This is a genomic window from Herbaspirillum sp. CF444, assembly GCF_000282135.1.
Taxonomy (GTDB): Bacteria; Pseudomonadota; Gammaproteobacteria; order Burkholderiales; family Burkholderiaceae_D; genus Herbaspirillum.
The window spans coordinates 37,022-49,462 of record NZ_AKJW01000026.1 but is presented as its reverse complement, the minus strand read 5'-3'; the positions used below and the strand labels follow the sequence as shown (position 1 = coordinate 49,462).

Annotated in this window: 8 protein-coding genes; 6 read left to right on the top strand and 2 right to left on the bottom strand. The window is 61.1% G+C overall.

What is annotated here, in order from left to right; all coding sequences use genetic code 11:
- Positions 1–11: 11 nt before the first annotated feature.
- Together PMI16_RS06845 and PMI16_RS06840 are read left to right on the top strand one after the other, a co-directional pair.
- Entirely contained in the window at positions 12–1,067 is a 1,056-nt protein-coding gene (locus PMI16_RS06845) for an ABC transporter ATP-binding protein (RefSeq protein ID WP_007877783.1), read from the top strand.
- A gap of 43 nt (positions 1,068–1,110) precedes the next feature.
- Entirely contained in the window at positions 1,111–3,525 is a 2,415-nt protein-coding gene (locus PMI16_RS06840; protein WP_007877782.1) for a glycoside hydrolase family 31 protein, read from the top strand.
- A gap of 10 nt (positions 3,526–3,535) precedes the next feature.
- On the opposite strand, the gene PMI16_RS06835 is transcribed toward PMI16_RS06840, so the two are convergent.
- Positions 3,536–5,185 (bottom strand): acyl-CoA synthetase, encoded by a 1,650-nt coding sequence (locus PMI16_RS06835; RefSeq protein WP_007877781.1) that lies wholly within the window; start codon positions 5,183–5,185, stop codon positions 3,536–3,538.
- Between the two features lie 276 nt (positions 5,186–5,461).
- On the opposite strand from PMI16_RS06835, the gene yajC reads away from it, so the two are divergent.
- The 4 genes from yajC to tcdA all read left to right on the top strand — a co-directional run bounded on the left by yajC (position 5,462) and on the right by tcdA (position 9,783).
- The gene (yajC, locus tag PMI16_RS06830) at positions 5,462–5,794 is read left to right on the top strand and encodes a preprotein translocase subunit YajC (RefSeq protein ID WP_034379446.1); all 333 of its coding nucleotides are present in this window, start codon (positions 5,462–5,464) and stop codon (positions 5,792–5,794) included.
- 123 nt (positions 5,795–5,917) lie between these two features.
- Positions 5,918–7,816, top strand: coding sequence for a protein translocase subunit SecD (gene secD, locus PMI16_RS06825; RefSeq protein ID WP_007877764.1), 1,899 nt, complete (start codon positions 5,918–5,920; stop codon positions 7,814–7,816).
- A gap of 69 nt (positions 7,817–7,885) precedes the next feature.
- Positions 7,886–8,830, top strand: a complete 945-nt coding sequence (gene secF / locus PMI16_RS06820; protein WP_007877763.1) for a protein translocase subunit SecF — start codon at positions 7,886–7,888, stop codon at positions 8,828–8,830.
- Between the two features lie 89 nt (positions 8,831–8,919).
- Positions 8,920–9,783, top strand: coding sequence for a tRNA cyclic N6-threonylcarbamoyladenosine(37) synthase TcdA (gene tcdA, locus PMI16_RS06815; RefSeq protein ID WP_007877762.1), 864 nt, complete (start codon positions 8,920–8,922; stop codon positions 9,781–9,783).
- A gap of 848 nt (positions 9,784–10,631) precedes the next feature.
- Here tcdA and ggt read toward each other — a convergent pair.
- Positions 10,632–12,395, bottom strand: a complete 1,764-nt coding sequence (gene ggt, locus PMI16_RS06810) for a gamma-glutamyltransferase (protein ID WP_007877761.1) — start codon at positions 12,393–12,395, stop codon at positions 10,632–10,634.
- Positions 12,396–12,441 lie beyond the last annotated feature (46 nt).

Here is a 12,441-nt window from a genome sequence, read left to right as displayed (position 1 = left end):
GGAGCTGAGTAATGGCCACATTGAAGTTGCAACAAGTCGTCAAACGTTTCGACACCACGACCACCCTGCACGGCATCGACCTGGAAGTGAAGGACGGCGAATTCGTCGTTTTCGTCGGTCCCTCCGGTTGCGGCAAGTCGACCTTGCTGCGCGTCATCGCCGGGCTGGAACCGGCGACATCGGGCCAGGTGCTGATCGCCGGCCGGGACGTCACCGACAGGTCGGCCGCCGAACGCGGTTGCGCGATGGTGTTCCAGTCCTACGCGCTGTATCCGCACATGAGCGTGTACGACAACATGGCATTCGGCCTGATCAACTCGGGCGTCAAGAAAGCCGACGTACTGAGCAAGGTCGGCGAGGCGGCGCGCATGCTGCGCCTGGAAGAACTGCTGCAGCGCAAGCCGACGCAATTGTCGGGCGGCCAGCGCCAGCGCGTGGCGATCGGCCGCGCCATCGTGCGCGATCCCAAGCTGTTCCTGTTCGACGAGCCGCTGTCCAACCTCGATGCGGAACTGCGCATCTCCATGCGCGCCGAAATCCGCGACCTGCACACGCGGCTCGGCACCACCATGATTTACGTCACGCACGATCAGGTCGAGGCCATGACCATGGCCGACAAGATCGTCGTGCTGCGCGCCGGCAAGGTGGAACAGATCGGCGCGCCGCTGGAGCTGTACAACCGTCCCGCCAACAGTTTCGTGGCCGGATTCATCGGATCGCCGCGCATGAACTTCCTGCCGGTGGCGGCGCTGGACGCCAATCTGATTCAGCGGCTGCAATTACCGGCGACGGCGCACACCATCGGCATCCGTCCCGAGCATGTCGTGCCCGACGCGGCCGGTGCGATCGCCTTGCAGATCACGCAGATCGAGCGCATGGGCGGCAGCAGTCTCGTTCGCGGAAAAATCGGCAACAATCAGGACGGCAACTTCGAATTCGTGGTCAACGGCCAGACCGATTTGCAGGAGCGCAGCAGCGTGTTGCTGGATTTCCCGACGGCGCAGTTGCATTGCTTCGGCGCCGACGGCGCGCGGATCGAACTTGATATGCAGCGCCACGCCGCGTAAAAATAAATATCGCAACAAGCACACAAGCACATCGGATTTCGCCATGACCTCATTGCTGCACCCACCGCAATTCCAGCTCGACAAACAAGACGGCAACCATCTGCGCCTGCTCAGCGACACGGCGGCCGCGATCGACATCTTCGTGCTGGAGCAGGACATCCTCCGCGTACGTGTCTTGCCGGACGGCCTGGCGCGCGGCCCGCGCAGCTGGGCCATCGCGCCGGGGCAGGAAGACGTGGCGATCGACGGTCGCGACCGGCTCGACCTGAGCGGCTTTGCGCTGCCGGCGTTTACCTTGCGCGAAGAGGCCGACAAGCTGCACGTGCAGACCGAGGACGTGCGCCTGGAGATCGCGCTCAACGGCGGGCGCTGCAGCTGGTCGCTCAGGCGCGACGGCGTCTGGCATGCCGTGCTGGAAGACCGCGCGACGCAAGCCTACAACTTCAACTGGTGGGACGACCGCGTCTATCACTACAAGGCGCGCCGCGCCGACGAAATCTATCTCGGCCTGGGCGAGCGCGCCGGCTCGCTCAACCGCGCCAACCAAAGCTACAAGATGGTCAACGTCGACTCGATGGGTTACAGCGCGAAGACTTCCGATCCGCTCTACAAGCACATCCCGTTCTACCTGACCTGGCAGCCGCAGGCGGCGCTCGGTTTCGGCCTGTTCTACGACACGCTGGCCGACTGCACCTTCGACATGGGGCGCGAGCTGGACAACTACCACGGCCTGTATCGCCATTTCGTGGCGGAGCACGGCGATCTCGATTACTACTTCATCGCCTCGGCGCACTCGCCGCTGGATGCGGTCAGGCGCTTCACGTGGATGACCGGCACGCCGGCCTGGATGCCGAAGTCGGGCCTGGGTTATTCCGGTTCGACCATGAGTTATACCGATGCTCCCGATGCGCAGGAGCGCATGAACGAATTCATCGACAAGTGCCACGAGCACGACATCCTGTGCGACTCCTTCCATCTGTCTTCCGGTTATACCTCGATCGGGCCCAAGCGCTACGTCTTCAACTGGAACCGCGAAAAATTCCCCGACATCCACGGCTTCACCAAAGGCTATGCCGACAACGGCGTGTCGCTGTGCGCCAACATCAAGCCTTGCCTGTTGCAGGACCATCCCGCATTCGAGCAGGTGCAACGCGCCGGCTTGCTGATCGCGGCGCCCGATGGTTCGCCGTCCTGGGTGCAGTTCTGGGATGAAGTCGGCGCCTATCTCGATTTCACCAATCCCGCCACCATAGACTGGTGGAAAGGGCAGGTCAAAACCGCGCTGCTCGACTACGGCATCTCCTCCACCTGGAACGACAACAACGAATTCGAAGTCTGGAACACCAAGGCCGTCGCCAACGGTTTCGGCAAAGCCTTTCCCGCGCACCAGGCCAAGGTCTTGCAGACCATGCTGATGATGCGCGCCTCGCGCGACGCCCAGCGCGAACATGCGCCGCAAAAGCGGCCTTTCCTGGTGTCGCGCTCCGGCGGCGTCGGCATGCATCGCTATGTGCAGACCTGGTCGGGCGACAACTACACGTCGTGGGAAACGCTGCGCTACAACATCAAGATGGCGCTGGGGCTGGCCTTGTCGGGCATCTCCAACATCGGCCACGACATCGGCGGCTTCGCCGGTCCGGCGCCGGGGCCGGAGCTGCTGCTGCGCTGGGTGCAGCATGGCGTGTTCCTGCCGCGCTTCAGCATCCACTCCTGGAACGACGACCGCAGCGCCAACGAGCCGTGGATGCATCCGCAGGTCACGGCGCAGATTTCCGGCCTGATCAAGCTGCGTTACCGGCTGATCCCTTACTACTATCATTTGTTGTGGCAATGGCATCGCAGCTACGAGCCGGTGCTGCGCCCGACCTTCGCCGAGTTTCCCTGCGACCCGCGCTGCTATGAAGACGGCGACGACATGATGGTGGGCGACGCCTTGCTGGTGGCTTCCGTGGTGGATGAAGGCCGGACCGAGCGCGAGGTGTATCTGCCGGAAGGCGCGCGCTGGGTATCGTATTGGAGCGGCGAATTGTTCGACGGCGGCAAGACCGTTACCCTGCCTGCGCCGTGGGAGCAGCCGGTATTTCTGATTCGCGAAGGCAGCGTGGTGCCGTTGAACGTGGCCGAGCAGCATTTCAGCAAGCCGTCGGATCAACGCGCCTTCCTGATCGTGCCGCCGCAAGGCGCTGCCGAAGTGGAGGGCAGCTGTATTGAAGACGATGGCGTTTCCGAAGCCTGGCGCGACGGCGGCTACGGCCACTGGCGTGTTGCCGCGCGCGGCGACGACGAGACGCTAAGTCTGGAGTTGTCCTTCAGCGGTCAGTTGCCGCGTCCGCAGAACTCGGTGCAAGTACATCTGCCGGCCTACGAAAAGCGCCGGATCTCCGTCGTCAATGGGGCTTTGCTGGCGCAAGAGCAGGCCGGCGGCTGGCTGCAGCTGACGATTGCCTTGGCCGCCTAGAGCATCGCCATCATGCCTGCTGCGGCTGTGTGCGCCACTCGCTGACGCGCGCTCGCAGCTCGCGCCGGATCACCTTGCCGGTGGTCGTCATCGGCAATTCATCGACGAAGAAAATTTCGCGCGGATATTCGTGCGCGGCAAGGCGCACCTTGACGTGCTCCTGAATCTCGCGCTTGAGCTCGTCGTCGCCGGTGACGCCATCCTTGAGCACGATGACGGCCACCACGATTTCGGTGCGCTGCGCATCGGGCGAACCGATCACGGCGACCATCTTCACGGCGGGATGCTGGAGGATGTTGTCTTCGATCTCGCCCGGGCCGATGCGGTAGCCGGCTGAAGTGATGACGTCGTCGTCGCGGCCGACGAAGCGGATGTAGCCGTCCTCGTCCATGCAGCCGGTGTCGCCGGTCAGCAGCCAGTCGCCGACGAACTTGTCTTGCGTGGCCTGCGGATTATTCCAGTACTGCAAGAACATCACGGGGTCGGGACGCTGCACGGCGATGTTGCCGTCGCTGCCGGGCGGCAGCACCCGGCCCTGAGCATCGACAATCGCGAGCTTGTGCCCGATGGCGGCGCGGCCGATGGCGCCGGGTTTGCAATCCATGATGGCGGCGCAAGACGACACCGTCATGTTGCACTCGGTCTGGCCGTAGAACTCATTGATCGTCAGGCCGAAGGTCTGGCGGCCCCAGTCGAGCAATTCCATCCCCAGCGATTCGCCGCCGCTGGCGACGGAACGCAGCTGATAGCGCCAGCGCTTTTCCGGCTCGGCGACGGTGCGCATCATCTTCAATGCGGTCGGCGGCAGGAAGGTGTTGCGCACGCCGTAATCCTGCAGCAACTGAAAGGCCGCTTCGCCGGTGAATTTTTCAAAGCGATGCGCCACCAGCGGGACGCCGTGATGCCAGGCCGGCAGGAAGACGTCGAGCAGGCCGCCGATCCAGGCCCAGTCGGCCGGCGTCCACAGCAGGTCGCCTTCCAGCGGAAACAGATTGTGCGACAGCTCCACGCCCGGCAGATGCCCCAGCAGCACGCGATGCGCATGCAAGGCACCCTTGGGCTGGCCGGTGGTTCCGGAGGTGTAGATGATGACGGCAGGATCGTCGGCTTTGGTCTTGACCGGCGTCAGGTCGCTGCTGGCCTGCTTCAATGCCTGATGCAAATCCATCGTGCCGTGGAAGGCGCCGTCGATGGTGAGGATGGTTTGCAGCGCCGGCAGGCGGTCGCGGATGCCGGCCAGCTTGGCGGCGCCGGCGGCGTTGGTGACGACTACCCGGGTGCCGCTGTTGTGCAAGCGGTATTCCAGCGCCTCGGCGCCGAACAGCGCAAACAGCGGGATCGCAATCGCGCCGATCTTGTAGGCGGCGACGTGCGCCATCGCGGTTTCGGGCGCTTGTGGCAGCAGGATGCCGATGCGGTCGCCGGTGTTTGCGCCGCTAGCCAGGAACAGATTGGCGAGGCGGTCGGAGCTTTCCTTGATTTCGCCGAAGCTGTAGCGGCGGCTGGAACCATCGGCTGCGACGTGGATCAGAGCAAGCCTGCCCGGATCGGTTTCGGCCCATTTGTCGCAGACGTCGACGCCGATGTTGTAGTACTCGGGGATATTCCAGCGGAAGGCGTCGTTGATTTCCTGATAAGGCCGGGCTTCGATGGGCAGCATGGTGGAACGGGTCTCCTGAGGTGATTGGCAAAATGCGCGGCAATTCTTTGCTCTTGTCGGCTTGCTAATGTACCCCCGTACCCCCATATTGGCGATGCCGATATAACAAGTTTTCCTCGCGGCAAGACAGTTTTCTCCCGTTTTTCGTCAGCTTTTTCGCCGCTTTTTTCCGTTATCGGCGCTTTCCCCCGATTCGGCCCGTCCGGAATGGGGGTAAGCGTCCGGCGCAGTGCTAAAATGCGGGGCTATTTTTTAAACAACCATTTGGAGCGACACGTGTTTATTACCGATGCAATTGCACAAACTACTGCTGCAGGCCCAGGCGGCCTGATGGGCAATCTGACCAGCTTCCTGCCCATCGTCCTGATGTTCGTTGTGCTGTACTTCCTGATGATCCGTCCTCAGATGAAGCGTCAAAAAGAACAAAAGGCCATGATGGACGCACTGGCCAAGGGCGACGAAGTCGTGACCTCCGGCGGTTTGCTGGGCAAGGTCGTCAAGGTGACCGATGCCTACGTGACCGTTGAAGTTTCCGAAGGCAATGAAGTCGTCGTGCAAAAAGCCGCGATCACCACGCTGCTGCCGAAGGGCACCATCAAGGGACTGTAATCGGTCCGGCCGCATGGCTGACATGGGCGCATCGCGTATTTTGTTTTTGACGCGGATGCGCCCTTGTTCACATTTGCTGCAAACGAATCCATCCTGGATGTTCATCATCAACGCTGAATCAATATGAATCGTTATCCTCTCTGGAAGTACGTCCTAATCGTCATCGCCTTGCTGTTCGGCACGCTGTATACGCTGCCCAACTTCTTCGGCGAATCGCCTGCCGTGCAGATCAGCAGCGCCAAATCCACCATCAAGGTGGACAGCTCGGTCGCCGGGCGCGTGCAGCAGCTCCTGCAACAAGGCAGCCTCGCGCCAGAGAGCGTGATTTTCGATAACGCCAGCACCGCGCCGTCCGTGCGCGCCCGGTTCGCCAATACCGACACCCAGTTCAAGGCCAAGACCTTGCTGGAAAAAGGCCTGAATACCGATCCTGCCGATCCGACCTATATCGTCGCCTTCAACCTGCTGCCGAACACGCCGCAGTGGCTGCAAAGCCTGCATGCCTTCCCGATGTACCTGGGTCTGGACTTGCGCGGCGGCGTGCACTTCCTGATGCAGGTCGACGTCAAGGCAGTGATGAACAAGCGTCTGCAAGGTTTGCAGTCCAGCGTGCGCAGCGTGCTGCGCGACAAGAACATCCGTCATAACGGCATCAACCGCAACGGCGACCAGATCGACATCCTGTTCCGCGATGCCGACACCCGCGACAAGGCGCGCAACGTGCTGGCCGGCGAAGTCTCCGAACTGGCCTTGCAAGACGCCGGCACCGGCGACGACCTGAAGCTGGTCGCCACACTGCGTCCTGAAGCGCTCAAGCAAACGCAGGAAGACGGCGTCAAGCAAAACATCTCGACCCTGTCCAAGCGCGTCAATGAACTGGGCGTGGCTGAACCGATCATCCAGCGCCAGGGTGCCGACCGTATCGTGGTCCAGCTGCCGGGCGTGCAGGACGTCTCCCGCGCGAAAGACATCATCGGTCGCACCGCCACGCTGGAAGTGCGCATGGTCGACGACTCCGTGACCCGCGGCACCGAAGAAACCGCAGCGATTCCTTTCGGCTCCGAGTTGTTCAAGGTCGGCAAGGGCGCACCGGTCGTGCTGTACAAGGACCCGGTCCTGACCGGCGACTACATCTCCAACGCCTCGGCCAGCTTCGATGAGAATCACCAGCCTGCCGTCAGCATCGACCTCAACGGCGACGGCGGCCGCAAGATGCGCGACGCCACCCGTGAAAAAGTCGGCAAGGCGATGGCCATCGTCCTGTTTGAAAAAGGCAAGGGGGAAGTCCTGACCGTGGCGACCATCCGTTCCGAACTGGGTTCGCGCTTCCAGATCACCGGCATGGGTTCGGCGGAAGCCTCGAGCGATCTGGCGCTGCTGTTGCGCGCAGGTTCGCTGGCCGCCCCGATGGAGATCATCGAAGAACGCACCATCGGCCCGCAACTCGGCGCTGAAAACATCCGCAAGGGCTTCGACGCGACGCTGTACGGCTTCGCCGCCATGGCCATCTTCATGATCGTGTACTACCAGTTGTTCGGTCTGTTCAGCGCGCTGGCGCTGTCGGTCAACGTGCTGCTGCTGATCGCCGTGCTGTCGACGCTGCAGGCCACGCTGACCTTGCCGGGTATCGCGGCGATCGCGCTGGCGCTGGGTATGGCGATTGACTCCAACGTGCTGATCAACGAGCGCATCCGCGAAGAACTGCGCAACGGTAATTCGCCGCAGGCAGCGATCAGCATCGGTTTCGACCGTGCATGGGCGACCATCCTCGACTCCAACGTGACGACCCTGATCGCCGGCCTGGCGTTGCTGATTTTCGGTTCGGGCGCGATTCGCGGTTTCGCGGTGGTGCACTGCCTGGGTATCCTGACGTCGATGTTCTCGGCGGTGTTCTTCTCGCGCGGCCTGGCCAACCTGTGGTACGGCCGCAAGAAGAAACTGACCAGCCTGGCGATCGGCCAGATCTGGAAACCGGGCGCCGGCACCGACACGAAGTCGGACGTCAAGGTCAAAGTCAAATAAGCGCAGCGAACAGAATCCCGTGCGCCTTTGCCCGACAGACGGCAGAGGCGCAGAACTGAAAGGTATGTGATGGAATTTTTCCGCATCAAAAAAGATATCCCCTTCATGCGCCATGCGTTGATATTCAACGTCATCTCGGCGCTGACCTTCGTGCTGGCAGTGTTCTTCCTGCTGAGCAAGGGCTTGCACTTCTCGATCGAATTCACCGGCGGCACCGTGATGGAAGTCGCCTACACCAAGCCGGCCAACATCGAAAACATCCGCAAGTCGGTCGAAGGCCTGGGCTTTACCGACACGCAAGTACAGAGCTTCGGCACGGCGCAGGACGTGATGATCCGCCTGCCGGCCCAGCATGGCGTCAATTCCACCCAGCAAAGCGAAAAAGTCATCGCCGCGCTGACGGCGCAGGATCCTGACGTCAAGCTGCAGCGCGTCGAATTCGTCGGCCCGCAGGTCGGCGACGAACTGGCGCACGACGGCCTGATGGCGCTGGGCATGGTGGTGATCGGCATCGTGATCTACCTGGCCTTCCGTTTCGAATGGAAATTCGCGGTCGCCGCCGTCATCGCCAACTTGCATGACGTGGTGATCATCCTCGGCTTCTTCGCCTTCTTCCAGTGGGAATTCTCGCTGACCGTGCTGGCGGCGGTGCTGGCGGTGCTGGGCTACTCGGTCAATGAATCGGTGGTGGTGTTCGACCGGGTGCGCGAAGCCTTCCGCGATCGCCGCTACGGCAAGCTGTCCGCGCCGGAAGTGTTGAACCACGCGATCACGAGCACGATTTCCCGTACCATCATCACCCACGGCAGCACCGAAATGATGGTCTTGTCGATGCTGATCTTCGGCGGCCCGACGCTGCATTACTTTGCCGTCGCGCTGACCATCGGCATCTTGTTCGGTATCTATTCGTCGGTGTTCGTTGCGGCAGCGATCGCCATGTGGCTGGGCGTCAAGCGCGAAGACCTGATCAAGCCGGCCAAGCCGAAAGACGAAACTGACGGTGCGGTGGTGTAAAAACCGGAAGTTGTTTTAATCGTTAGAATTGTTGTTCTGCAGGCTGTTTCTCAGGAAACAGCCTGTTTTACTTTGTTACCCGGATAACCATGATGTCCAATGTTCAACCTGTCGTCGCATCCAGCGACGCCGATATCGATTTCGACCGCCGCTTCGGCGGCATCGCCCGTCTGTATGGTGCCCAAGGCCTGGCACGTTTTCGTGCTGCGCATATTTGCATCGTCGGCGTCGGCGGCGTCGGTTCGTGGATCGTCGAAGCGCTGGCGCGCAGCGCCATCGGCAAGATCACCATGATCGACCTCGACAACCTCGCCGAGTCCAACGTCAACCGCCAGATCCACGCGCTCACCGATACGCTCGGCAAGGCCAAGGTCACGGCGCTGCACGAGCGCATCGCGCAGATCAACCCGTATTGCGAAGTCACCGAGGTGGAAGACTTCCTCACGCCCGACAACGTCGGCGAGATGATCGGCGTCGGCCGCTTCGACTACGTGATCGACGCCATCGACAACGTGCGCGCCAAGGTGGCGCTGATCGCCTATTGCCGCGAACACAAGGTGCCGTTGCTGACCAGCGGCGGCGCCGGCGGTCAGATCGACCCGACCAAGATCGAGATCCGCGATCTGTGCCGGACCGAGCAGGAGCCGTTGCTGGCGAAGGTGCGCAAGCGTCTGCGCGCCTGGCACAAGTTTCCGCGCGGGACGAAGAACAAATTCGGCATCGATGCGGTGTTCTCGACGGAGCCGTTGCGGTTTCCCGAGGGTGAGGTTTGCGAGGTGGATACTGATGATGCGGCCGACGGATTGGATACCGTCGATGCGGATGGGCGTCGTCAGGAGGCTGGCGTTACCGGATTGAATTGTGCCGGGTTTGGGTCGGCGATGGTGGTGACGGCTTCGTTTGGGTTGGTGGCGGCGGGGTTTGTGTTGAGGAAGATTGTGGAGCGGCCTTAAGCGTGTTTTTGTGTTGTTCTGACTGGCTATATCGGTAATTGAATCTTTTCTTTCTTCGATCAACCTTTGCCGAGGGTGGCCCGGCAGCCACTCACTTTTCTTGCTTCGCCAAGAAAAGTAAGCAAAAGAAGGCGACCGCTGGGTCGTAGCCCCTTCGGGGTTCCCGGCTCCAGCAGGTGAAAATCGGGAAGGGAAAACAACTCGCTTCGCTCAGACATTTTTCCCTTCTTAATCCGATTTTCACCTGCTGACACCGGCTACTCTCAAGCGGAAACTGCCAGACTGGCTCGCTTCGCCTCGCCAGGGTACAGAGGTGGTTGAATCCTCTTACTTCGTCGTTCCAACGAAAGTTGGAACCTAGCGGCGTAAAGACGGTTGAGAGAAGCGCTGACGCCACTGGGTCTCAGCGTTCGCTGGGACGAGGGCCTAAAAAACACCCGCAGTAAGTTTGACAGCGCGATGCCGAAGGCGAGCCGCTGTGGCAGTTACCGCTTGGAGCCAGCCGGTGATGCGATGCGAAAAATGGAAAAAGAAGGGAAAAATGTCTGAGCGAAGCGAGTTGTTTTCCCTTCCCATTTTTTGCTTCGCAGCACCGGGAAGCCCGAAGGGCCTGGATCCCGCGGTCGCCTTTCTTTGCTTACTTTCTTTGGCGAAGCAAAGAAAGTGAGTAGCCGCCGGGCTACCCCCGGCACGGTTGATCGACGATAGAACAAGATCAAATAGCGTAAAGCGGTCGTCGGAACAAAACACAATAAGACCGCTACACAAAACCCGCACACCAATAAAAAATGCCGCCTGACTCTCACCAGGCGGCATTCTCATTGTATGAAGCAGAAACAGCTAAACCATCAGAACCCCAACGTACGTCCATCCGGATTGCGCGGATCCGAATAGCCATAAAAAGCGCCATCCTTGATCTGAATAGTCTGCGTACGTCCCATCGAAGGCTGCACGCTGATCTTTTGACCCTTGTCCTGCAGGATCTTGATCGTGTCGGCGCTGATGCCCTTTTCGATACGCAGCTGGTCCGGCGCCCATTGATGATGGATGCGCGGCGTGATGGTCGCTTCGGCGACGTTCATGTCATGCTCGATCACGTTCAGGATGGTCTGCATCGTGGTCGTGATGATGCGGCTGCCGCCCGGGCTGCCGGTGACCAGGAAAGGCTTGCCGTCCTTGAGCACGAAGGTCGGCGACATCGAGCTCAGCGGACGCTTGCCCGGGCCGACGGCGTTGGCTTCGCCGCCGACCAGGCCGAAGGCGTTCGGCACGCCCGGTTTGGCGGAGAAGTCATCCATCTCGTTGTTGAGCGTGATGCCGGTGCCGGTGGCGACGATGCCGCTGCCGAAGTTCAGGTTCAGCGTATAGGTCGTGGCGACCAGGTTGCCTTGCTTGTCGGCGACCGAGAAATGCGTGGTCTGGTCGCTTTCATACGGTTGCGGCTTGCCCGGCTTGATTTCCGAAGACGGCGTTGCGCGATCGGGATTGATCTTCTTCGCCAGTTCGTCGGCATAGCCGCGCGAGGTCAGGCCCTTGACCGGCACCTTGTTGAAATCCGGATCGCCCAGGTATTCCGCGCGATCGGCGTAGGCCAGCTTCATCGCTTCGGCCATCAGGTGGATGGTCTGTGCGCTGTCGGCGCCGTATTGCTTCAGCGGATAGCGTTCCAGGATATTCATCATCTGGATGATGTGGATGCCGCCCGAGCTTGGCGGCGGCATCGACATCACCTGATAGCCGCGATAGTTGCCGACCACGGGTTCGCGTTCGACGACCTTGTAGTTCTTCAGGTCGGCAGCAGTGATCAGGCCGTTGTGCTTGTCCATTTCAGCGACGATCTTCTTGCCGATTTCGCCTTCATAGAACACCGAAGGACCCTTTTGGGCGATCAGCTTGAGCGATTTGGCCAGGTCTTTCTGCACCAGTTTTTCGCCGGCTTGCAGCGGACGTCCATCCTTGAAGAAGATCGCCTTGCTCGATTCCCATTGTCCGAGGTGGTCGCGTTCCGCGGCCAGGATCAGCGCCAGGCTCGGGCTGACCGGATAACCTTTTTCCGCCAGTTTGACGGCAGGCGCAATCACGTCGGACAGTTTCATCGTGCCGTATTTTTGCAGCGCGTGGGTCAGGCCCGCGACCGTGCCGGGGACGCCGATGGCCAGGTGGGTGTACAGCGAGCGGCCCGGTGCGACGTTGCCCTTGTCGTCCAGGTACATGTCGCGGCTGGCTTTGGCAGGCGCCATTTCGCGGAAGTCGAGCGCGACGTTTTTACCGGTCTTCGCATCGTGGATCATCATGAAGCCGCCGCCGCCGATATTGCCTGCATTCGGCAGCACGACCGCCAGCGCGAAGCCGACGGCAACGCCGGCATCGATCGCATTGCCGCCGCGTTTGAGGATGTCGAGGCCGACTTGCGTCGCCAGTTCCTGCTCGGACGCGACCATGCCGTTTTTCGCCATCACCGGGCTGATGATGTCGTAGGTCAGGTCGTACTTGACCACTGGCGCGGCTGCCGGCGCAGCGGTCTGTGCGTGGGCAGGCAGGAAGGCGAGGGAAGTACAGAGGGGCAGCAATGCCATGGTGGCCGGCTTGAGCAAGCCGTTGATTTTCCGCATGGGTGATTCTCCTGGAGGTTATCTTGATTTGAATCTAGTTATGATG